Origin of the sequence: Mycobacterium sp. E2327 (assembly GCF_001672675.1) — a bacterium.
Classification (GTDB): Bacteria; Actinomycetota; Actinomycetes; order Mycobacteriales; family Mycobacteriaceae; genus Mycobacterium.
Genome location: NZ_LZKE01000018.1, coordinates 78,896 through 99,867 on the forward strand (window position 1 = coordinate 78,896; position 20,972 = coordinate 99,867).

At 63.2% G+C, this 20,972-nt stretch carries 22 protein-coding genes and 2 pseudogenes; 20 read left to right on the forward strand and 4 right to left on the reverse strand.

Going from position 1 to position 20,972, the window contains the following annotated elements; all coding sequences use genetic code 11:
* Positions 1-34 precede the first annotated feature (34 nt).
* Positions 35-1,741 (forward strand): cytochrome c oxidase subunit I, encoded by a 1,707-nt coding sequence (ctaD, locus tag A5712_RS02185; protein WP_068100698.1) that lies wholly within the window; start codon positions 35-37, stop codon positions 1,739-1,741.
* Between the two features lie 257 nt (positions 1,742-1,998).
* On the opposite strand, the gene A5712_RS29950 is transcribed toward ctaD, so the two are convergent.
* The gene (locus A5712_RS29950; protein WP_255404390.1) at positions 1,999-2,721 is read right to left on the reverse strand and encodes a sigma-70 family RNA polymerase sigma factor; all 723 of its coding nucleotides are present in this window, start codon (positions 2,719-2,721) and stop codon (positions 1,999-2,001) included.
* 531 nt (positions 2,722-3,252) lie between these two features.
* Between A5712_RS29950 and A5712_RS29955 the strand changes: the two genes are divergently transcribed.
* The 10 genes and pseudogenes from A5712_RS29955 (at position 3,253) to A5712_RS29965 (ending at position 9,670) form a co-directional block, all read left to right on the forward strand.
* The gene (locus tag A5712_RS29955) at positions 3,253-3,642 is read left to right on the forward strand and encodes a four-helix bundle copper-binding protein (protein WP_197519276.1); all 390 of its coding nucleotides are present in this window, start codon (positions 3,253-3,255) and stop codon (positions 3,640-3,642) included.
* 63 nt (positions 3,643-3,705) lie between these two features.
* Positions 3,706-4,149, forward strand: a complete 444-nt coding sequence (locus A5712_RS02190) for a DUF5709 domain-containing protein (RefSeq protein WP_068100700.1) — start codon at positions 3,706-3,708, stop codon at positions 4,147-4,149.
* A 16-nt stretch (positions 4,150-4,165) separates the two neighbouring features.
* Positions 4,166-4,327: pseudogene (locus A5712_RS29960) on the forward strand (FAD-dependent oxidoreductase); the annotation flags it as partial.
* A gap of 401 nt (positions 4,328-4,728) precedes the next feature.
* A pseudogene (locus A5712_RS02195) lies at positions 4,729-6,078 on the forward strand (NAD(P)/FAD-dependent oxidoreductase); the annotation flags it as partial.
* An 89-nt stretch (positions 6,079-6,167) separates the two neighbouring features.
* Positions 6,168-6,767, forward strand: a complete 600-nt coding sequence (locus A5712_RS02200) for a sulfite oxidase-like oxidoreductase (RefSeq protein ID WP_068100702.1) — start codon at positions 6,168-6,170, stop codon at positions 6,765-6,767.
* The gene (locus A5712_RS02205) at positions 6,764-7,516 is read left to right on the forward strand and encodes a ferredoxin reductase (RefSeq protein WP_369830345.1); all 753 of its coding nucleotides are present in this window, start codon (positions 6,764-6,766) and stop codon (positions 7,514-7,516) included. The genes A5712_RS02200 and A5712_RS02205 overlap by 4 nt, the downstream gene beginning before the upstream one ends.
* A 17-nt stretch (positions 7,517-7,533) precedes the next feature.
* Positions 7,534-7,806: a DUF6510 family protein gene (locus tag A5712_RS02210; RefSeq protein WP_068100706.1), complete on the forward strand. Its 273-nt coding sequence runs from the start codon at positions 7,534-7,536 to the stop codon at positions 7,804-7,806.
* Positions 7,806-8,528: an RraA family protein gene (locus A5712_RS02215; protein WP_082973228.1), complete on the forward strand. Its 723-nt coding sequence runs from the start codon at positions 7,806-7,808 to the stop codon at positions 8,526-8,528. Before A5712_RS02210 ends, A5712_RS02215 begins: the two co-directional genes overlap by 1 nt.
* A 96-nt stretch (positions 8,529-8,624) precedes the next feature.
* Complete coding sequence (locus tag A5712_RS02220; RefSeq protein WP_082973229.1) at positions 8,625-9,053, forward strand: Rid family hydrolase; 429 nt, start codon at positions 8,625-8,627, stop codon at positions 9,051-9,053.
* A 77-nt stretch (positions 9,054-9,130) separates the two neighbouring features.
* Entirely contained in the window at positions 9,131-9,670 is a 540-nt protein-coding gene (locus A5712_RS29965; RefSeq protein ID WP_082973230.1) for a DUF421 domain-containing protein, read from the forward strand.
* On the opposite strand, the gene A5712_RS02225 is transcribed toward A5712_RS29965, so the two are convergent.
* Both A5712_RS02225 and A5712_RS02230 read right to left on the reverse strand, forming a co-directional pair.
* On the reverse strand, positions 9,667-10,686 hold the full coding sequence (locus tag A5712_RS02225; RefSeq protein WP_369830346.1) for an NAD(P)/FAD-dependent oxidoreductase: 1,020 nt from the start codon (positions 10,684-10,686) through the stop codon (positions 9,667-9,669). The two genes, A5712_RS29965 and A5712_RS02225, sit on opposite strands and share 4 nt — an antisense overlap.
* Before the next feature lie 154 nt (positions 10,687-10,840).
* Positions 10,841-12,079, reverse strand: coding sequence for a thiolase family protein (locus A5712_RS02230; RefSeq protein ID WP_068100712.1), 1,239 nt, complete (start codon positions 12,077-12,079; stop codon positions 10,841-10,843).
* Positions 12,080-12,760: 681 nt separating this feature from the next.
* On the opposite strand from A5712_RS02230, the gene A5712_RS02235 reads away from it, so the two are divergent.
* The 9 genes from A5712_RS02235 to A5712_RS02275 all read left to right on the forward strand — a co-directional run bounded on the left by A5712_RS02235 (position 12,761) and on the right by A5712_RS02275 (position 20,600).
* Positions 12,761-13,138, forward strand: coding sequence for a hypothetical protein (locus tag A5712_RS02235; RefSeq protein WP_068100714.1), 378 nt, complete (start codon positions 12,761-12,763; stop codon positions 13,136-13,138).
* 117 nt (positions 13,139-13,255) lie between these two features.
* Positions 13,256-13,567: a protein UsfY gene (gene usfY / locus A5712_RS02240; protein ID WP_068100750.1), complete on the forward strand. Its 312-nt coding sequence runs from the start codon at positions 13,256-13,258 to the stop codon at positions 13,565-13,567.
* Between the two features lie 571 nt (positions 13,568-14,138).
* The gene (locus tag A5712_RS29970; protein WP_231981925.1) at positions 14,139-14,495 is read left to right on the forward strand and encodes a phosphoenolpyruvate carboxylase; all 357 of its coding nucleotides are present in this window, start codon (positions 14,139-14,141) and stop codon (positions 14,493-14,495) included.
* 331 nt (positions 14,496-14,826) lie between these two features.
* The gene (locus A5712_RS02245) at positions 14,827-15,840 is read left to right on the forward strand and encodes an alpha/beta hydrolase (RefSeq protein ID WP_068100716.1); all 1,014 of its coding nucleotides are present in this window, start codon (positions 14,827-14,829) and stop codon (positions 15,838-15,840) included.
* A 422-nt stretch (positions 15,841-16,262) separates the two neighbouring features.
* Positions 16,263-17,183, forward strand: a complete 921-nt coding sequence (locus tag A5712_RS02255) for an NADP-dependent oxidoreductase (RefSeq protein WP_068100720.1) — start codon at positions 16,263-16,265, stop codon at positions 17,181-17,183.
* A 14-nt stretch (positions 17,184-17,197) separates the two neighbouring features.
* Complete coding sequence (locus A5712_RS02260; protein ID WP_068100722.1) at positions 17,198-17,632, forward strand: cupin domain-containing protein; 435 nt, start codon at positions 17,198-17,200, stop codon at positions 17,630-17,632.
* Between the two features lie 38 nt (positions 17,633-17,670).
* Positions 17,671-19,149 carry an NAD(P)/FAD-dependent oxidoreductase gene (locus A5712_RS02265; RefSeq protein ID WP_068100724.1) on the forward strand — a complete coding sequence of 493 codons (1,479 nt, stop codon included), beginning with the start codon at positions 17,671-17,673 and terminating at the stop codon, positions 19,147-19,149.
* A 112-nt stretch (positions 19,150-19,261) separates the two neighbouring features.
* On the forward strand, positions 19,262-20,206 hold the full coding sequence (locus A5712_RS02270; protein ID WP_231981927.1) for an NADP-dependent oxidoreductase: 945 nt from the start codon (positions 19,262-19,264) through the stop codon (positions 20,204-20,206).
* Between the two features lies 1 nt (position 20,207).
* Positions 20,208-20,600 carry a Rid family hydrolase gene (locus tag A5712_RS02275; protein ID WP_068100726.1) on the forward strand — a complete coding sequence of 131 codons (393 nt, stop codon included), beginning with the start codon at positions 20,208-20,210 and terminating at the stop codon, positions 20,598-20,600.
* Here A5712_RS02275 and A5712_RS02280 read toward each other — a convergent pair.
* Positions 20,578-20,972: nitroreductase family protein (locus tag A5712_RS02280; protein WP_231981929.1), on the reverse strand; the 395-nt coding region annotated here is incomplete at its 5' end. The genes A5712_RS02275 and A5712_RS02280 overlap by 23 nt on opposite strands.

A 20,972-nucleotide genomic window follows, 5' to 3' on the forward strand; every position in this document is an offset into this window, starting at 1 on the left:
AATTCAACTTTCAGCTATCCAGGAGACCGATCTGATGTCCGCTTCGGCGCCGCCATTGGGAGGGCTTCGGGCCAGCCGGCCGTTCCCAGAGCGTGTCCGCCCCAAGGGTGGTCTGATCTACCGGCTGGTCACCACGACCGATCACAAGGTGATCGGGATGATGTATGTCGTCGCGTGCTTTACGTTCTTTTTCTTCGGCGGGTTCATGGCACTCCTGATCCGCGCCGAACTGGCCGCGCCCGGGCTGCAGTTCCTATCCAACGAGCAGTACAACCAACTGTTCACGATGCACGGCACAGTCATGCTGCTCTTTTATGCGACCCCCATCGTGTTCGGGTTCGCCAACCTTGTGCTGCCCCTGCAGATCGGCGCGCCCGACGTCGCCTTCCCTCGGCTCAACGCGCTGTCGTTCTGGCTCTTCGTGTTGGGTGCGGTCATTGCCTTGGCCGGCTTCCTCGCCCCCGGCGGCCCGGCAGATTTTGGGTGGACCGCCTACACCCCGCTTTCCGACGCAATCCATTCGCCAGGCCCTGGAGGTGACCTGTGGATTGTCGGGCTCATCGTCGGCGGCTTGGGCACCATCCTGGGTGGTGTCAACATGATCACTACTGTGGTGTGTCTGCGTGCCCCGGGCATGACGATGTTCCGGATGCCGATCTTCACCTGGAACATCCTGGTCACCAGCATCATGGTGCTGGTGGCGTTCCCGCTCCTGACGGCGGCGTTGTTCGGGTTGGCCGCCGACCGTCACCTTGGCGCGCACGCGTTCGACCCGGCCAACGGCGGAGTCCTGTTGTGGCAGCACATGTTCTGGTTCTTCGGCCACCCCGAGGTCTACATCATCGCGCTGCCCTTCTTCGGTATCATCACCGAAGTCATCCCCGTATTCGCCCGCAAACCGTTGTTCGGCTACTTCACCATGGTTTACGCCACCATCGGCATCGGGGCGCTGTCGATCGCCGTGTGGGCGCACCACCTGTATGCCACCGGTGCAGTGCTGCTCCCGTTTTTTTCCTTCGCCACCTACCTGATTGCGGTTCCCACCGGAATCAAGTTCGTCAACTGGATCGGTACAATGTGGAAGGGTCAGTTGACCTTCGAGACCCCCATGCTTTTCGCAGCGGGTTTCCTAGTGACCTTTCTGCTCGGCGGCTTGTCGGGCGTGCTGCTAGCCAGCCCACCAATCGACTTTCACGTCACCGACACGTACTTTGTGGTCGCCCACTTCCACTATGTGCTGTTTGGCACAATCGTGTTCGCCACTTACGCCGGAGTGTATTTCTGGTTCCCCAAGATGACCGGCCGGCTACTCGACGAACGGCTGGGCAAGTTGCACTTCTGGCTGACGCTGATCGGGTTCCACACAACGTTTCTGGTGCAGCACTGGCTCGGCAATAAGGGGATGCCACGGCGCTACGCCGACTACCTGCCCACCGACGGGTTCACCACACTCAATGTCGTTTCAACCCTCGGCGCGCTCATCCTCGGTGCTTCGATGCTGCCGTTCGTGTGGAACGTTTTCCGTAGCTGGCGATACGGCGAACCGGTGACCGTCGACGACCCCTGGGGCCACGGCAATTCGCTCGAGTGGGCCACCAGCAGCCCACCCCCACGGCATAACTTCACTGAATTGCCGCGCATCCGCTCTGAGCGGCCCGCGTTCGAGCTGCACTATCCACACATGATCGACCGCATGCGGAGTGAGGCCCACTTCGTGCGCACACGAGCGAATAAGCGATAGCTGCCACTGGAGTGTGTACGAGTGAGGCAGAGACTCGATCTAACAAACAAGGAGGAGCTGCGAGCGGCTGCGTCCGCGCTAGGCGGGATGGCGGCGGTGCTGGCGGAGCGCAGGTAGTGGCGCGCCTGCCATAGCCATACTGGCAACTTCGGTTGCCATGCACAGTTATTGGCGCTATGAGGACCAAGTTGCGAGGTCCTCTGACGAACGTCCGGCGGTACTGTATTGGGGCTAGGCTGTCCCAGGGACCAGGACCGTCAGCGATCATCGCCCGGTGAATGATCTCCACTGAGCATGGCGTCGCTAACAATTGCACGCCGTCGGGGTCCCCGGCTCGGGGCCTTATCGATTGTCCTGGCGGCATGGTCGACTGGCGAGTCGAGTAATAAATCGCGCAATTGTTTTCGTCCGCGGGTGAGCCTCGAACCTACCGTTCCTTGACGGGTGCCTGTCATGGCGGCGATCTCTTTGTAGGAGTATCCCGCTATGTCAGCGAAATAGACAGTGATGCGAAAGTGCTCAGGTAAGACCATCATTGCCTTCTTGAGGTACGGGTCTAGCAGCAATTCGAGCGCCTGGTCTTCGGCCGACTGTAGGCCCGCGGGACTGCGCGGGGCACTGGCCACTAGCTGTCGATCGGTGATCTCGCCAACCGGATGTTGCATGGGACGGCGCTTTTGCCTCCGATAACTGCTGATATAGGCGTTGGTCATGATTCGCCGCAGCCAAGCTGCGAGGTTCGTTCCTGGCTCGAATGTCCGCAGACCGGCATAAGCGTTGAGCACCGTTTCTTGCACCAGATCCTCCGCATCCGTTCGATTGGAGGTCATCCGAAGAGCTTGCCGGTAGAGAGGCTCGAGGAGCGGGATGAGGGCCCTTTCAAATTCAGCGCTCAACGAGCCGTCCGGCGCCGTTGCCTCTTGGACCGATTCCCGCCTCGCGCAGCTATTACCGCAGGTACGGTATTTCCTTGCCTCCACAGACCCTCCGCTCGCCGTCTGGTGCCAGCGTTCACCAGCGCAGGGTGAGTGGTCATCACCCGTTGGCGCAATTCGTCCGGGTGAGCGCAGTGCCCTCGGCACCGACGACATGCTGGCGGCTGCGCTTCGCGGTCGACCTCGGCGATCGGCCCGGTCGTCGAGGTCGTGGCAACTCACCTGCCCACTTTGTATGTGGGGCCGTCGATGACAAAAACTGTTGAAGTCCAAGTGAATCGCTCTCACCGGGCGAGGTGTCGACATGAGGACCGGCGCGTCGTCGCAGAACGCCATTCGCGAACTCGACGCCGAACGGTTCACATCGACTGCTGCGGTGAACTTGCCGATCCGATCGACCGGTTTTGACGATTCTTCTGTCGTCAACCACCCGGGTGAGTCACGGGGGTGGGCGACGACAGTTCACCCCTTTGCGCGCCATGCTCTTAACGTCTACGCCCGCGCAGCGTGTTCTGTTGTGTGTGTGGGATAACCATCGCCCCGAGCAAGGAGAACATGGTGAGCGCCGCCAGGAGAATGCTTGAGACCTATCCACGAGACCTAGGTCGCATCGACTGGGCCAAGCTGGTCGCATGCATCGAGGCCTGTATCGAATGTGACCAAGCCTGCACCGCGTGTGCAGACGCCTGCCTCAGTGAAGACGACGTCAATCACTTAACTAAATGCATCCGTACTTGCCTTGACTGCTCGGATGTCTGCGCCACAACCGGCCGCGTCCTGTCCCGGCACACAGGCTACGACGCCAACCTGACAACAACGGTGCTCCAAACGTGCGCCATCTCCTGTAAGACGAGCGCAGACGAATGCGACAAGCATGCGCCCAAACATGAGCATTGCCGCGTGTGCGCCGACGTATGCCGTCGCTGTGAACGAGCCTGCCGCGACCTTGTTGAGGCGCTCGGCTGAGACAACGACCGAGCGGCCATAGACGGCCTTCGCTGCGCGAGCGTGACCTTTTGGAGATACGGAATGGAGGCGGCGCTGATGGGGATTTCTGAATTCGATGATGTGCAGGCCCACCTGCTCGAACCGGAAGAAAGCCTGGACTCAGAACAGACTGGCATCGACTTCGACGAGGGCTACTCACCGCCGGAACGCCCGCGTGAACTCCTGGCGTGGGGTCTCACGACGAGGGAAGCGCGGACCCATGAAAGTCTGGCCCGCCGACTGGCCCGCGAGGTGCCCGACGTGACCGATCAGTCGGATGGCGACGGAATCGGCGATAGCGCCGACAGCGATGGTGAGCTAATCGACGATCAGGTCGGCGACATGCGCGCAGGTCGGCTTGTCGCCTTCGCCGTCGACCCGACGGATCCAGGGACGGACTACCTGGCCCACGACGTCGGCATTGACGGCGGCGCTGCATCGGCGGAAGAAGCCGCCATGCATATCGTCGTCGATGAAGACACTTGAGCTGTGGTGACCCGACGCATTGATGACGGTTGGGTCGGTGCCCAACACCGGCCGGCTAGGTCTACAGCGCGTGGGCATCGAACCCGGACCCGGCAACTACATTGGTGTCGACCGGGTATCGCGGACACACGTCGCGGGCATTTACGCTGCGGGGGACTGCACGGGCATTTTGCCGATCTGGCGCAGATGCTTGCGGTCTATCCGTCGCTCTCGGGCTCGATCACTGAGGCGGCCCGCCGGCTCATAGCCCGCGATGATCTGAACTGATGCACGAACTAATCAAACCAACCAGGGCTCGGTGGCTCCGGTGGCGGTTGATGGCGCATCGCGCCGATCGACGAGCGATTGCCATCGTCGGACTTCGATGTGGCGGGATCCCAGGTTAAGCATTATCACCCGGGTGAATGGTGCTGAGGAGTAATGACAGATGGACAGGGTCGGGAGATGCTGTGCTGGATATCTCCGCAGCCGTCTACCACGTCGCGGTGCAGGACGCGTGGCCACCAAGGAACACCACTACCTCTTGCGATCGATCGCTGACACCACGTCGATACCCAAATGCCGCACAGGAGAAAAGATATGAAGGCGGTCCCAGCCCACCGTCAACCCCCAAAGGCGAAACCGGACACCTCAGTTGTGATCGTCGGCAGCGGGTTCGCCGCTTACGAGTGCGCGCGCCGCCTGGCCCGGCGGTTAGACAGGGCGCGTGCCTCGGATGTGAGGGTGACCATTGTTTCGCCGGTCGATTACCTGCAGTACACGCCACTGCTGGCTGATGTGGCCGGTGGGCTGGTCGACCCGCGGTTTGTCTGTGTTCCGCTGGCCGGAACGCTCAAGGGCGTGCAGGCGGTGCGCGGCCGGGTCGATAGCGTTGACTTCGACCGGCGTAGCCTCTCGTTCACCGATCCGGAGGGCCACGTAGGGACGCTGTCATGGGATCGGCTGGTCTTAGCACCCGGCTCGGTGACACGGCTGTTCGATACGCCCGGTTTGGCCACCCACGCGCACGGGCTGAAGTCGACGGCCGAGGCGCTGTATCTGCGCGATCGAGTGATCGAGCAGTTGGAACTCGCTCACGTCGACGAAAACGAGGCGCGTGCGGCCGCGCGACGCACGATTGTCGTTGTCGGTGCGTCGTATTCGGGTTCAGAGTTGACGGCGCAGCTGCGAGCGCTCGCCGATGCGGCGGCGAAGCAAATGGGCTTCGATCGGGCCTCGGTGCGGTTTGTGCTGCTGGACTTGGCCGACCATGTCATGCCCGAGCTGGGGCAGAAGCTCGGCGACGCGGCAATGCGTGTGCTGCGCTCTCGCGGAATCGATGTGCGGTTGGGCACGACCCTCAAGGAGGTTCACGCTGATCATGTTGTGCTCACCGATGATTCGCGCATCGACACTTACACGGTAGCGTGGGTAGCTGGCGTGGCCCCGTCACCGCTGGTCGCCACGCTGGGCTTGGAAACCGAGCGGGGCCGACTGAAGGTGCAGACCGATCTGCAGGTACCAGGTTACCCTGACGTATTTGCCGCGGGTGATGCCGCCGCCGTTCCGGACCTAACTCAGCCCGGCAAGATCGCCCCGTCCACCGCCCAGCACGCGATCCGACAAGGTAAGACGTTGGCCCACAACGTCGCTGCAAGTCTCGGCTACGGCGAGCGGAGGGACTACCATCATAGCGACAAGGGTATGGTCGTCGACTTGGGTCCGCGCTACGCCGTCGCCAACCCGCTAGGCGTGCACCTGTCGGGCTATCCCGCAAAGTTTGTCGCCCGTACCTACCACCTCTACGCACTTCCGCGCCTCGTCAACCGCTGGGCGGTCGCACTCGCATATCTCACCGACGTCTTCTTCCCGCGCACGGTGTTGTCGATGGGATTCGCTTGCGGTGCCGACGCGCAATTCACGGCAAGCGAAGTCGTCCATCTGCCGAAGGCGGCAGCGGCAGTTCCCGCCTCTCATTTCAGCTACACATCCAACGCCGGACTTGTTCGCGATGATCACCACCATCAAACGGAGCACCAATGAGTATCGTCAACAAAGGCTTTCGTGGACGACGCGGTGAGCCGGCCCGTGAGCTACCGCCCGGCCAGCATTTGACCGCGGACTTCCCTGTCCTGCAAGCAGGACCGACTCCGCGGATCAATCTCGATGACTGGCGATTCACGATTCGCAACGAGCTCGGTGCCGAATACTCTTGGACCTGGGCCCAGCTCAAGCTCCTGCCCAGCGAGCGACTCAATGTGGACATCCACTGCGTAACCACGTGGTCCAAACTGGATACCGAGTGGGAAGGCGTCTCTGTGGACACGCTCTTCGAATCAATCAACACCACTGCCGGATTCGCACTGGTCGGTTCCTACGGCGGCTACACCACGAATCTTCCGTTGGGCGACCTTCTCGGCGGGAAGGCGTGGATCGTCTACGCGTACCAGGGCGCACCTCTTAGCGCGGTGCACGGAGGGCCGGCGCGGTTGCTGGTGCCGCACCTATATTTCTGGAAGTCCGCGAAGTGGGTGAAATCCATTGAGCTGCGCGACAGTGACGCACCGGGATTCTGGGAGCGGTTCGGCTACCACAACTACGGCGACCCTTGGCGAGAACAGCGCTACGCGGGGGATTGACGACGCCTGTGGACGTCCACCTGGAATCGAAGTTGCGCTGGCGGGTCGCGCGTGTGGTGCAGTCTGAACCCGAGACCGACTCGGCGCAAACGATCGCGCTGACCGTGCCGGGCTGGGGCGGGCACTTGGCCGGCCAGCACATTGATCTCAAGCTGACCGCTGAGGACGGCTACAGCGCGCAACGCAGCTATTCACTGAGCAGACCACCCGACGGTGAGCGCATCGAGCTCACCGTGCAGCAGATTCCCGACGGGGAAGTCTCGCCCTACCTCACCGGACTGCCCGTCGGGGAAGAGATCGAACTTCGAGGACCCATCGGCGGCTGGTTCGTCTGGCGGCCTGACGACAAGGCTCGGCTTCTGCTCGTCGGCGGCGGATCGGGGATCGTCCCGTTGATGGCCATGCTGCGTCAGCGGGTAGCGGCGGGCAGCGCCGAGTTTCGGCTGGTCTATTCGGTGCGCAGTCCCGACGACGTGTACTACGCCCAAGAGCTTGGCCGGCTCGAGCGCGAATGTGGCTGGTTGCAGGTTGTGCTGGTCTACACTCGCGTGGCCCCGCCGCAGTCCGCCCGGCGGCCCGGTCGAGTCCGTGGCGCTGACCTCGCTTCGACGGATTGGGCGCCCGCCGCCGGTACGCGCGTCTATGTCTGCGGTCCAACGGGATTCGTGGAATCGGTGACCGCGAAGCTGATCGCGCAGGGGCATCCGCCGTCAGCCATCCGGACCGAGCGGTTCGGGCCGAGTAACTAATTCAGAAGCGAGGGGCAATGACCGAACCAACGCACGTCGACGGTAACGCGGTCGCGGGCGCCTTCGCAGAAGTGCTGGGCTTCGATGTCACCACCGCGACGTTGACTTGCGGAAAATGCGGTTGCGCCAGGACATTCGCCGAGAGCCACGTCTATCACCGCGGGCCCGGCATCGTGGTGCGCTGCCCATGCTGCGGAGATGTCCTGGCCCGACTGGTGCGCACGCCCACCGATGTGTGGCTCGACTTCCGCGGCGCCCGGTCCTGGCGTGTTCCGATCTCGGCGCCCTGATGGAATCCCTCGAAGCGCTCGCCAGTCGCGTGCGTACCGCCGACATCGTGGACGCCATGGGGCGACGGCACCGACATCGGTGTCATCTTCTCGACCTGGTGAGTCCCACTCCCGGTCGCCGGCTCTTCGGCCCCGCCGTGACCCTCTCCTACTTCCCCGCGTGCCGGGCCGCTCTCCCGCCCGAGCGCTACAACTTCAAGACGTTGTTCTACGACGCCATCGAAGGCGGCGCCGACGGGCGCGTGCTGGTCCTGGCCAGCAACGGCTGCACCGATGCGTCATTGGGCGGGGGGACAAAGCTGTCGCGTGTCCGAAACCATCGGTTCGCAGGCATTCTCGCCGACGGACGGCCGCGCGACTTCGCCGAACTCGAACGCTACGAGCTCGCCATCTATTGCCGAGGCGAAACGACGCGACGGGGTGGCGACATCGTGACCCCGTACGAGGCGAACCGTCCGGTCGTGGTCGCCTGGGTGGCGGTCCGGCCCGGCGACTACGTCTTCGCCGATGCCTCCGGCGCCGCGGTCATACCCGCCGACGACGTGTGCGCTGTACTCCGCGCCGCAAACCGAGTCGCGGTGGAGGACGCAGCGGCCATCGCCACCATCAGAGACGAAACTTCAACCACACCGGGAGGCAATGAGAACCGAGGTCTCCACCCGGGTGAATTGCCCAGCGGGATGAAGACATCTCACCCCATGCCCACCGATAGTTGTCGTTGATCTGAGCTGCGGGCCCCCGGGGACCGGCCGTGCTTCTCGGACAAGCAGAACAACAGCCTTGGGCCGCAACAATCAATGACGAGAGGAAGCCGTGGCATGGCCAAACCCGAGTTCTTCGACACCCCCGGATACGGCGAGATCGCCCGTAACCGCAACCACTACCGCCAAGCTCTACGAATCGGCGAACGCATCGAGATCTCCGGCCAAGGAGGCTGGGACGTGGATTTCACCTTGTCGTGCGCATCTCTGGAGGAGGAGATAGTCCAGGCCTGCGACAACGTCGAAAAGACCCTCGCCGAGGCCGGCGCCAGCTGGCACGACGTCGTGAACATTCGCTCCTACCATGTCCCGACGGTCGTCGAATCCATTGGTGACGAACACATGTCGGTGATGGTGGACCAACTCCGCGCGCGGTTCGGCGAGAGTCTCCCGTTGTGGACGGCGGTGGGCGTCGAGGCGCTCGCGCTGCCCAACCAGCGCGTCGAGATCGAGGTCGTCGCCATCGTGGGACGCGGCGGCAAGTAGGCACGATATCGCTGAGCGCCGCCCCGAGGCACCGACGCCCTGGCGCCGCGAAACGACTCACCCTTGAACGGAGGGGCGTGGACCGACTATTTCATGCTCTGATCGGCGACCCGCTCGGTTCCCTCGATGCCGCTATCAAAGCCTCGGCGCTATTCCTCACGGCTGCGATCCTGTTTCGGTTCATGGAGCGCCGTACCCTCGCCGAATTCGCGCCGTTCGACTGGATCGCTGCGGTGGCGGCCGGAGCCATCGTCGGTCGGGCTGCAACAGCCAGCGATAGCTCGTGGCTCAGCGCAACCGCGGCGCTCATCAGCCTTCTTCTCGCCCACGCGGTACTAGCCAGATTGCGCTTCATTCCGGCGATTCGGCGCTTCATCGATCCGCCTCTCAAAGTGCTGATCCGCAACGGACATGTCGACCGACGCAACCTGCGCCGATGCGGACTAACCAATGCCGATCTGCAGGCTGTACTGCGACAGCACGGACACGAAAGCCCCGATTGTATTCACCTGGCGATCTTCGAAGCCAAAGGCGCTATCTCCATTCTTTCAACGGATGGGAAGGGTCATCGGCATGATGTACGAGTTAACAAGCGGCCAAGTCGATTTCACGTTTAAGTGCGTCTGTCAGTCCATTGCGGCGTGGGGTGTGATTCGGTGATCCAACGCTGGGCGTCGAGTGCAGCAGCACAGCCGGTGGCTGCAGCGGTTATCGCTTGGCGGTAGCGTCGGTCGATCAGGGCACCGGCGGCGAATACGCCGTCCACTGAGGTGTGGTTACTATCCGCACGGGTTAGAACGTAGCCCTGGGTATCGAGGCCGATAAGTCCCTTCAATAGGTCCGAGCGAGGCCTTTGTCCGACGGCGATGAACACCGCGGCAACGTCGATGTCGTAGAAGGCTGTGCTATGCGTGTCGCGCACCCGCAACCCGGTGACATGGTGTCTGCCGAGGACGGCTAGCACTTCAGTGGACATCAGGACCGTGATGTTGGGATGAGCGCGTAGCCGAGCGACGCCAATTGCCGATGCCCGGAGCCGGGGACGATGGTGGACGAGGGTCACGTGGCGGACCAGCGGTGCGAGATAGAGCGCCTCTTCGGCCGCGGCGTCGCCACCACCGATGACGGCGACCTCGTAACCGGTGTACTCCGCACCATCGCGTTTGGCGCTGGTACTGAGCCCGCGGCCCAACAGGTCGCGCTCGCCAGGCACATTGAGCGGACGGTTGATGGGACCCATCGCGAGGATCAGGGCGCGGGCGTGGTGTCGTTCGTCGCGTATGGCGATGGTCTTCACCGCATCGTGCAGAACGAATCGGTCGACGTCGCCTTGGTGAAATTCGGCGCCGAAGCGCTGTGCCTGGTCGCGCATCGCAGCCACCAGGACGGGTCCGCACACGGACGGGCCGATACCGGGATAGTTGTCCACCGACCCGGCGGCCACCAGTGCACCGCCAGGCATTACGCCCTCCACCACGAGGGTGTCAAGCCCGGCTCGCGCGGCGTAAATCGCCGCGGTGTAGCCGGCGGGGCCTGACCCGGCGACGATGACATCACGAACCCGGCCCGCGGACCGCATCACTCGGTGGTGCTCTGTCGTGCGGGCCGGCGTTCGGTGATCGCGGGTCGGCATGGCATGCGAGCGTGGTTCGGTGTCGCGTCATAGGTTGATGGCGTGCCCCGTGAGGATGGCGACATCGAAATGATCCATAGAAGCCTCAGTAGAGTCGTGGGTGTCGTTTCGATAAGACGCGTCCTGATCAGCCCCAGGGCGAACGCATCTGATTCTATTCTGCAGCAACGCTTTCCAGGACCATCGCTACGGCCTGCCCCGAGCCGATGCAGATTCCAATCACCCCGTAACGGGCACCTCTTTCACGCAATTCGATCGCCAACGTCAACAAATAACGAGTTCCGGTAGCCCCGAACGGATGTCCGATCGCTACCGCGCCGCCATTGGGTGTCAGCTTGTCATCGGGAACCACGAAACCATCTAGCTGGTTTGGCAATTCCCGCAGCACGCCGAGCGCCTGGGCGCTGAATGCCTCGTGCACCTCCCACACGTCGATCTGCTCGGGGACAAGCTCAGCCCGGCGGATCGCGGCCGGGATCGCCCATGCAGGGGCCACGCCCATAATGAGGGGGTCGATGCCATAGACCGCGCTCGATACCACGCGGGCCAACGGTTCGATGCCGAGTTCCCTGGCTCGCTCCCCGGAAGCGATGACAACGGCACTGGCACCATCGCTTAACGGCGAGGAATTGGCCGCCGTCATTTGAGTCGTACCGGGCTGCGCCGGTAAGGCCGCCAGCACCTCAGCGGTGGTGTCATCGCGGATGAACTCGTCATGTTCTGCTAGGCGCGCAGGTGTCTTCTTGGTCGCTGGGATCGTCACGGGCATAATCTCTTTGGCTAGCCGACCTCGATCACGGGCGGCCCGGGCATGTCGCTGGGAGCGCAGTGCGAAGGCGTCGATCTCCTCCCGGTTCAGTGCGTAGCGGTCGGCGACATTTTGCGCGGTCTCGATCATGGTGATGTAAGCGTTGCGGGCCAGCAATACCGTGTTGGGCGGTCCTCCAGCACCGCTCCACATAGTGTCGAGCATGACAACCGGGCCTCGGGGACTGAAGGCGGCCTCGCCCTTCATCAACGCCCACCCCGATCGAGACATCGACTCGACTCCGCAGGCGATACCCAGGCCGAGGTCGCCGGCCTTGATCGCATGGCTGATGGTCACCGCGGCGCTTAGTGATGATCCGCAAAATCTGTTCATGGTGGCCCCGGCCGCGGTGTCAGGAAATCCCGCAGACAACGCCGCCCAGCGGGCGACGTCGCCCATGCCCTCGTGAGCGGGGTTCACGCAACCCGCCACGATGTCCTCCACGGCATCCAGCGGCACACCCAGCCGGTCGCAGGCACCCTTCATCGTCATTCCCAGCAGGTCATCGGCCCGAATACCGGACAGCGTGCCGCCATAGCGAGTGAACGGGGTTCGTACGCCGCCCAAAACATAAGCCTCAGTCATCGCCGTCCTTTCGAAAGCACCGGCTCGGAAGGTCTGGTGTGGCTGAAGTCGGCCATCGCGCCGCGCATGTCGTAGTCCTTCCCGGGCTCCCTGACGGCGGCCGGGCCACCCGTCTTTATGCTTCCGATCCACTCGCACCTGGCGGGGGACTAGGCTGCGCCCGCTGTGTGCTCATGAACCCGGGGCATCTGCTCCTCGATGAGGATGCCCGCGCGCGGGGTGAATCGTCATCACCCCAACGGTCTGTTCCCCCGGGTGATTCGCGCTGGGCGTCCTGAAGCGCTGGAAAACGTCAAATAGATGACTGTTCCATCGCGCCCGCGGGAGACGCAACACTTCAGATTGACCTTGACGGCACACCGCTTTGCGGCCGGTCCGGGAGCATGCGATGCCGCGGCCTCGGAGTGTCCTCACTCACCCGGGTGATTGGCGTTGTGGGATGAAGACAGCTCACCCCGCGGCGGACCAGGCTTGACTTCCGACAGACATGTGCGGAAATGACCGATTGTTTCGGCGCTACACAACCAAAGTCAGCACGGCGTAGCAGGTGAAGAAATCCGGGAAAGGGACCCAGCGATGGCGCACATCAACCTCGATGACTGGCAATTCACAATCCCGAAACGAGGTCGGCGCCCACCAAGCCTGGACGCGTCCCCGGCCCCAGGACTTCCGCTTATTGCCATGAGGCAAATCCTGCGGTGGGTAATTGTGCTCCTGGCATCGTGGGGGATTGGACTGCTGGTTGCGGCGTGGATTGTTCCCGGAGTTTCGTTGTCGGTACCGGGGTTCATCATCGCCGTGCTGGCGTTCGCCGTAATGCAGGGGATCTTGTCCTTAGCGATCTTGAAGTTGCCCCGTGAGTACGCGTCGCTGCTCCTTGGGGGCACCAGCTTGGCATTGACGATCGTCGCGTTGATCCTTGTGTCGATATTGGCGCACGGAATCACCATCGACGGTATGCCATCCTGCCTGGCCACGACGACGGTGGTGTGGCTCGTGACGACGATAGGGGTGACGCTGCCCGAGCTCCTTATCCGCGGCCGGGCCGACTCGACCTAACAAAACCGTCCGGCACTCACCGATGTATCGGTGATCCGCGACGAGATGCTGTAGTTCGTGCGGGTCCGCCATGGATGGAATTCGATATCTCGTATGAGGACGACGGAGGGAGCGGCGATGGGAGACACACATGACGATCCGACGGATCACTGTCGGACCACGCAACCGCACGCAGGTATCACGGTAAAGGACAACTTCTTCTGGCCGGGGTTGATCCTGCTGGTAGTAGCGACATTTGGGCTCATTAGCACCGCCACAGAAGCCGCGTATCGACATTACGAATGGCTGCCCACCACGGCGCTCATCGCCGTTCTTGGCGTGATCGCGGGAGCGCAGCGGCTCGTCATGGAGCTTCGCCGCGTGAGCCGCATCGATGCGCAGTGGGACGCCGCCCACGCAGGTAGTCGGACGCGCCAGCGCCCTCGCTAATCACAACAGCCGAGCGCCCGTCGACATTGACACTCACGGGTGTGCATAGTGCATTTTGCGTAGGTGTATCACGTGGTATTCCAACGTATTTCGCATTTACGTTAGTGCCGCTAATACCCGCGTCCTGCGGTAGTCACGCGGCCATCGTCACTATCGAGTGAATCGCCTTCGCCCCGGTTTCTCGGCGCTCCTTCCTTAATCGGTGCTCGCGATATTCGCCAAATCGCCCGGGTGAATCAGTTCGCCGGGTGATGACCACTCATCCCACCTCAACGAATGCTGGCTTATGGGATCGCGAGCGGAGGGTATGTGGAGCCGATCATGTACCGGCTCTGTGTTCGGGGCCGCATTAGCGAGCAACGGGTCGCGATGACGGTGGACAACCTTGCTGCGTTGATTACCGCGGAACCCATCGCCACAAATTGGAGAAAACCAAATGAAGCCTCGCCAATTTCAACGATCGACTGCCGAATACGGCTCCGGGACCGCGCGAACACCGTGGCTGCTGGATCGAATGCGGGACGCGGCCGCCTCTGCCCGGCTTTGGACGCGTCGGAAAGGAGGCACCCCGATGGACGCCATACCGGCGATCGAGGATCAACTTCAAGCGCTGCAGGCCATTTGCAGTGCCCAGCGGGTGTCGACCGGCAATGCCTGTGGTGCGCCGGCAGTGGCCGTAGCCGAGATACACGCCATCGACGGATGTGACCAGACAGGACTAACCCCAGACGGCGATCTCGTTGAGACGCTCTGTCAAGCCTGCTTGGCTGCTTTGCATCAGGCCATCGCGGATTACGTAAGCGGCAAGAGCGAGATGGCATCCCGATGCGGCGCCCGCCCGCATTGCTCCACCTGCGGGCGCCCCACTGGATTCCTGCGCAGCGTCTTCACCGTGCGCACGATCGGGCCCGGGGGCCTGACACCATGAACCGACTACGCGTGGCCTGGCTATTTGTGGCGGTAGTTTCCGGCGATTACACCGTCCTCACGTTAACCGTTGGTCAGCTAAGCGATTTCGGCGCCAGCGCCGCCATTTGTGCGGGAGCAACGGTGGCGGCCGGGCTGACCGCCTACGCGGACCGCCGACGCCACAAGGTGGGAGCGCGGCGACGAGCGGCGCTCCGCAAGCGGTATGACCACCGGGCCGTCACAGAGCCGCGCTGCCCGAGACGGGAGCCTGCCACCGGTTTCGAATCTGATGGTGCGCGAATGTGTTGGGGGTGCAGGGGAACTGATGGACCCGACATGGAAGTGATGGCATGAGCTCATTCGCCAGTGTATCGGGTTCACGGGAGTATCCGGTCCGCGCCGGTGCCGTCGTTGACGTCACTCAGGACGGCCCGAGCATGGCCGGGCGCATCGCCTCGCTCGGTGCCCGGCTGACGATCCGCCCTGCGTTGAGCGTGGGCTGCTGCCTGCCATCGGTGCCCTGGCCTTGGGGCGCAGTGGAATTCGCCGCACGCGCCATCCCGCCGGCACCGGGCACGGTACGCGACGGCATCGGCCTGGCGCATTGCACCGCGCAGCTCGTCCGCGCCGCGGGAGTGCTACCGGCCGACGGTACCCGCCGGGTTGTGCTGTATTTGCACGGCGGGGCGTTCCTGACCTGCGGCGCTTACTCGCACGGGCGACTGGTGACCATGCTGTCGCGTTTCGCCGACAGCCCCGTACTGGTGCCCAACTATCGCAAGATTCCCAAACATTCGGTCAGCGATGCGGTCGATGACTGCTACGACGGCTACTCCTGGTTGCGCCGGCAGGGCTATCAGCCTGATCAGATCGTGCTGGCGGGCGACTCCGCCGGTGGTTATCTGGCGCTTGCGCTCTCCGAACGCCTGCTCGAGTGCGGTGAACAGCCTGCCGCGCTGGTGGCAATGTCACCGCTGCTGCGACTGTCCACGCCGCGCAAAACGACCCACCCCAACATCGGCTCGGATGCGATGTTTCCGCCCAGAGCGTTCGACGCCTTGCACGGATTAATCGCTCGCGCTGGAGCTCAGCGCCGCGCCAAGGGGCTTCCCGACGCGCTCTACGAACCACTCGATCACATCCGACCCGGCCTGCCACCGACCTTGATCCATGTGTCCGGCTGCGAGGTGCTGCTCCATGACGCGCAGCTGGCCGCCCAGCGGCTGGCCGCAGCCGGTGTTCAGGTCGAGGTGCAGATATGGCCGGGCCAAATCCACGTGTTCCAATTCGCGGCGCCGATCATTCCCGAGGCCACGCGCTCGCTACGCCAGATTGGCCAGTTCATTCGCGATGCGACCGGATAATGAATCGATTGCAGAAGGTCGCCACCACAGATCCCGGCCGGGGATGTTCGCGTCCGTATGCCTTTCCATACTCCAGCGATGCCGCCGCACTCACCCGGGTGAATTAGCTCGACGGGTGATGACCATTCACCCTACGTCGGTAAATGCTGATTTGGAAGTTGGCGAGCGGAGGCTGAAGTGCAGTCGACGATTTACCAGATCTGCATTCGAGGCCGCCTCACCGAGCGGCTCGGGTCCGCATTAGAAGGGATGCGCCTCGAGGCCGGTTCGACCGAAAGCGTGTTCACGGGTGAAATCCGTGATCAGTCACAACTTTACGGACTGCTCGACCGGGTCCGTGACCTAGGCCTCGAGCTCGTTAGCGTGCAGCCGCAACCCGCGCCCGACCCTGCAACCAAAACCCTTATCAGAGAGGACCTGTAATGCAAGCCATCACTGTTTCAGATCGCGACGCCGGTGTCGCTGGCCTATCGCTGAGCGACCTGCCTTACCCCCAGGCGGCCGACAACGACGTCATTGTTCGGGTACACGCCGCGGGTTTCACACCCGGGGAGCTTGACTGGCCACACACTTGGATCGACCGGGCAGGTCATGACCGGACACCGAGTGTGCCCGGCCACGAGCTGTCGGGTGTCGTGGTGGAGTTGGGTTACGGCACCACGCTTTTGACCGTCGGTCAGCGGGTGTTCGGGCTCGCCGACTGGGCGCGCAACGGCTCGCTGGCGGAATACACCGCCATGGAAGCCCGCAATCTCGCACCGCTGCCGATGGACATCGACCACACCACCGCCGCCGCGTTGCCGATCTCTGGATTGGCCGCCTGGCAAGGTCTATTCGACCACGGTCGCCTGGCGGCCGGACAAACGGTCCTGATCCACGGGGCCGCGGGAGGGGTCGGGTCGATCGCGGTGCAGCTCGCTCGCGAGGTCGGTGCACGGATCATCGGTACCGGCCGGACCGCAGACCGAGACCGGGCGTTGGAGCTCGGCGCCCACACCTTCCTCGACTTGGAGACTGAAAAGCTCGAAGACGCGGGCGAAGTCGACGTGGTATTCGATGTGATCGGCGGAGACATCCTCGCCCGATCGGCCGCTCTGGTCCGGGCCGGCGGAACGCTCGTCACCGTTGCCGAGCCGCCGAAGACCCAGCCACGGGACGGCCGCGCGATCTTTTTCCTGGTGGAGGCGGACCGGGTCCAGCTCGCCGGCCTCGCCGCGCGGGTCCGGGATGGACGGCTTAAGCCCGTGGTCGGCGCCGTGCTGCCGCTCGCCGAAGCCGCCGCCGCTTTCGTTCCCGGCAAACGCATCCCCGGCAAGACGATCCTTCGCGTGGCCGAAGACTGAAAGAAGGCAGCAAAATGGCCCTGAAAATTCCACTCGTCGCATTGACAGCCGCGATGATGCTCGCGCCCGGGGCCCACGCCGAGCCGATGCCAGAGGGTTCCGATCAAAAGCCGGTGGTTCGCCCCGTCTTCAATCAGCCGACCAATGTTCCGGGCAAATCACTTGAAGCAGTGACTGTCAGTTATCCGCCCGGAGCAAAAAGCGGGGCGCACCACCACGCAAAATCGGCGTTCATCATGGCGTACGTGATCTCCGGAGCGATCCGCAGCCAGGTCGAAGGTGAGCCCGCACGCGTCTACCACGCCGGTGAGACGTGGCAGGAGATCCCCGGGGCGCACCACACGATCAGTGAAAATGCGAGCGCCACCGAACCGGCTGAATTACTGGCGGTCTTCCTGCTCGATACCGGAGACGGGCCGCTTACCACGGATGACGATGCCAGCCGGTGACCGTCGCGTCGACAGCGAAAGACGTTGGTGAGAGGTAAATGAAAGCAAGCAAAGACTTTGACGTCATCGTTCTAGGTGGCGGGGTGGGCGGTGTGGCCGCCGTGCGGAAGCTTGCGTCGGTGGGCCTCTCGGTAGCTCTCGTGGAGGATCGTCTGGTCGGTGGAGAGTGTCATTACTGGGGCTGCAACCCGAGCAAAACATTGCTGCGCCCGATCGAGGTATTCAATCTCGCCAAGGCGGTTCCTGGTGTGCGAGAGATTATTCCGGAGCAAGGACTCGACCTTGCGGCCGTCTTCGCGAAACGCGACGCGCTCATTGAACACCTCTCCGACCAAGAGCGCACAGCATCGTTGCAGCATGCCGGGGTAGCAGTGTTTCATGGGTTCGGCCGGCTGAGCGGCCAACGAACAGTGCGCGTGGCCTATGCCCTGGGGGACACCACCGAAACCGTCTTGACCGCACGCCACGCGGTCGTGCTGGCCACCGGAACCCGTCCGAACGTGCCGGAGATACCCGGGTTGGCGCGAGCACGCCCGTGGACCAATCGGGACTTGACGACCATGACGCAGGTGCCGCCTCGCGCGCTGGTGGTGGGCGGCGGCCCCGTCGCCGTCGAGTTCGCGACGATCCTGCGCGGTTTGGGTTCAGCAGTAACACTTTTGGTGCGGGAGAACACCCTGCTTGCCAACTGCGAACCCGAAGCTCGTGAACTGGTCACGCAGTCACTGCGCAACAAAGGCGTCAAGATTCACTTTGAGACAGAGTTGTCGGCGGTAGCCCGCCCCATCGCAGGCGGTCCCGTCACCGCTACTTTTCAACGCCAGACCATCGAGGTAGACGAGGTCGTCCTGGCCACCGGACGGCGCAACAACACCGACAACATCGGACTGGAAACCATTGGCCTGCCGGCCGGCGGGATCGTTTCTGTGAACGACCATCTCCAGGCCGTCGGCGTCACAGGCGGCTGGCTATACGCTCTCGGAGATACCACCGGTCGTGCCCGGCTGTCTCATATCTCCACATACCACGGCCGTGTCGTGGCCGACATCATCACGGCCCGGGCAGCGGGGCGAGAACTATCCGAGAACGAGCTGACTGTCCGAGATGCCGGCAGCCTTGCGCAGGTTATCCACACTGATCCCCAAGTGGCCTGGGTGGGCCGCACCGAAAGTCTGGCCAAAGCAGAAGGGTTCGCGGTGCGGACGCGAACTGCCCATTACCCCGACGCGGTGTCATTCCTCGCCCTTTACCGGGATGGGTTCGAAGGATGGGCGAAATTGGTCATCAACGACGAGACCAACACGCTGCTCGGAGCGACATTTGTCGGCCCACAGTTCTCCGAACTGGTTCAAGCGGCCACCCTGGCTATCGTCGCGAAGGTCCCAGTCAGTCTGCTCCGCCACGCCGTCGCGCCACATCCGACGGTCAATCAGGTCTGGGATCCGCTACTCACCCAAGAGTCCGAACTTGCCTCGTTACTGAAAAACGGGCTGCACAAAGCACAGAAGAGCGCGTAAGCGAATCAAAGCCGTAGAACCTTGATCTTGAAGGAACCACAATGACCTACGAATGGCCGGTCGCCTCACTGTGACCATGCTTGTGGCGGGGATCCGCACCCTAGGCGGCCAAGTGCAGACGTTCGAAGTGCACGACCCACGACCGCTGGCGGCCGACGAGGTCCTGATTGACATTCGTGCTGCCGGGATTGGCAACTGGGACAATATCGTTCGCTACGGAGGTTGGGATGTCGGTCGGAGGCCGCCGCTCGCTCTCGGCGTCGAGGCTGCTGGAGTCATCAGGGCCGTTGGTAACCGCCCGAGCGGATTCGGCGTTGGCGATGCGGTGCTGTGCCACCCTGTTCCGCTGCGCGATCAAGGCACTTGGGCGCCGCTTCTGATCGCGCCCGTCGGATCGCTCGCCCATAAAGCGCCCGAAATTCCATGGGCCACCGCAGCGATCTTTCCGGTGCCGGCGTTGACCGCCGAGCAGGTGGTCGGCGAGGCGTTGGCATTGGATGGTGGAGAGACCTTGCTCGTTCACGGTGCGGGCGGAATCACCGGCGGGCTGATCGTCCAGCTGGCGGCCATGCGCGGGGTTGACGTCCTCGCCACTGCCGGCCCGCACAGCGTTGACCGGGTCCGCGAGCATGGTGCCCGTGAGGTGATCGATTATCGCAATCCGCAGTGGCCACGCCACGCGAGGGAGCTGGCGAAGGGCTCCATCGACGCCGCCGCCAATGCGGCCCCCGGGGGTGCCGCGACGGCGATGACCGCGGTTGGCGACGGCGGCCGGCTAGCCACCATCACACCCGACCTACCTGCATCCAGCCGCGGGATCAGCGTGACCGCAGTGTATGTCCGCTCCGACGGGCCTCAACTCGACCGCCTCGCCGCACTCCTCGCCTCCCGTCGATTGAGCATGCCCATTCCGCGGTCTTGCAGCCTGGATCAGGCTGCCACCGCCCTCGCACACGTCGTCGCAGGCCACGAGTCCAGGGGAGTTGTCATCACGCTAGACGTTGACGAAGTTGCCATCACACACCAGAAAAACGTCACACCCAACGAGGAGTCTTGAGATGACCACGATTACCCCGATCTACACTGGAGTGGCCGCTCACATCGGCAAATACGCCGACGCCATTGCCATATCCGGTGGCGGCGGCACACAGATTTTCGTCTCCGGCACGCCGGGCCTGCGCGAAGACGGCAGTGTGCCCGAGGACTTCACCGAAGAGGCCCGGCAGTGCTGGGCCAACATCGAAAGGGCGCTCGTTAAGGCCGGCGCCAAGCTCACCGACATTGTCTACATGCGGCAATGGGTTACGAGCCGTGACAATGCGTCCGCCTACTTGGCGGTGAGTAGAGACGTGATCAGTCACCAGCCCGCCGCCATGTTCAGCATCATCGACGGGCTGGTGTGGCCCAACATCCGCGTGGAAGTTGAAGTCACCGCCATCCTGCTTGCGTGAGCGATCCGACCTTCCGATCAGTGCACGCGAAAGGGGATGCGACGATCAAGTCCCATGTGCGGCGGTACACATCGGCGATCGCGCGACGCTGCTCCGGGTCGGTGACCACGATGAAGCTCCAATTCTGCACGTTGGCGGACGTCGGCGCCTGCACCGCGATTTCCAGGCATTCCCGAATCAGGCCGATAGGAACAGGTTTGGTCAAATCGAGCCGTTTGCGCACCGAGCGGGTCGTGGTCAGCAGCGCGTCGGTGGACAACTCGACGATCGGGTACGCACTCACTATCTCGGGGATCCTTTCGCGTGCACTGATCGGAAGGTCGGATCGCTCACGCAAGCAGGATGGCGGTGACTTCAACTTCCACGCGGATG

Excerpts from the sequence above, each read along its gene's own strand:
- ctaD (WP_068100698.1), top strand. The coding sequence starts at position 35 with ATGTCCGCTTCGGCGCCGCCATTGGGAGGGCTTCGGGCCAGCCGGCCG.
- A5712_RS29955 (WP_197519276.1), top strand. The coding sequence starts at position 3,253 with ATGCTTGAGACCTATCCACGAGACCTAGGTCGCATCGACTGGGCCAAG.
- A5712_RS02190 (WP_068100700.1), top strand. The coding sequence starts at position 3,706 with ATGGAGGCGGCGCTGATGGGGATTTCTGAATTCGATGATGTGCAGGCC.
- A5712_RS02200 (WP_068100702.1), top strand. The coding sequence starts at position 6,168 with ATGAGTATCGTCAACAAAGGCTTTCGTGGACGACGCGGTGAGCCGGCC.
- A5712_RS02210 (WP_068100706.1), top strand. The coding sequence starts at position 7,534 with ATGACCGAACCAACGCACGTCGACGGTAACGCGGTCGCGGGCGCCTTC.
- A5712_RS02215 (WP_082973228.1), top strand. The coding sequence starts at position 7,806 with ATGGAATCCCTCGAAGCGCTCGCCAGTCGCGTGCGTACCGCCGACATC.
- A5712_RS02220 (WP_082973229.1), top strand. The coding sequence starts at position 8,625 with ATGGCCAAACCCGAGTTCTTCGACACCCCCGGATACGGCGAGATCGCC.
- A5712_RS02225 (WP_369830346.1), bottom strand. The coding sequence starts at position 10,686 with ATGCCGACCCGCGATCACCGAACGCCGGCCCGCACGACAGAGCACCAC.
- A5712_RS02230 (WP_068100712.1), bottom strand. The coding sequence starts at position 12,079 with ATGACTGAGGCTTATGTTTTGGGCGGCGTACGAACCCCGTTCACTCGC.
- A5712_RS02235 (WP_068100714.1), top strand. The coding sequence starts at position 12,761 with ATGAGGCAAATCCTGCGGTGGGTAATTGTGCTCCTGGCATCGTGGGGG.
- usfY (WP_068100750.1), top strand. The coding sequence starts at position 13,256 with ATGGGAGACACACATGACGATCCGACGGATCACTGTCGGACCACGCAA.
- A5712_RS29970 (WP_231981925.1), top strand. The coding sequence starts at position 14,139 with ATGGACGCCATACCGGCGATCGAGGATCAACTTCAAGCGCTGCAGGCC.
- A5712_RS02245 (WP_068100716.1), top strand. The coding sequence starts at position 14,827 with ATGAGCTCATTCGCCAGTGTATCGGGTTCACGGGAGTATCCGGTCCGC.
- A5712_RS02255 (WP_068100720.1), top strand. The coding sequence starts at position 16,263 with ATGCAAGCCATCACTGTTTCAGATCGCGACGCCGGTGTCGCTGGCCTA.
- A5712_RS02260 (WP_068100722.1), top strand. The coding sequence starts at position 17,198 with ATGGCCCTGAAAATTCCACTCGTCGCATTGACAGCCGCGATGATGCTC.
- A5712_RS02265 (WP_068100724.1), top strand. The coding sequence starts at position 17,671 with ATGAAAGCAAGCAAAGACTTTGACGTCATCGTTCTAGGTGGCGGGGTG.
- A5712_RS02275 (WP_068100726.1), top strand. The coding sequence starts at position 20,208 with ATGACCACGATTACCCCGATCTACACTGGAGTGGCCGCTCACATCGGC.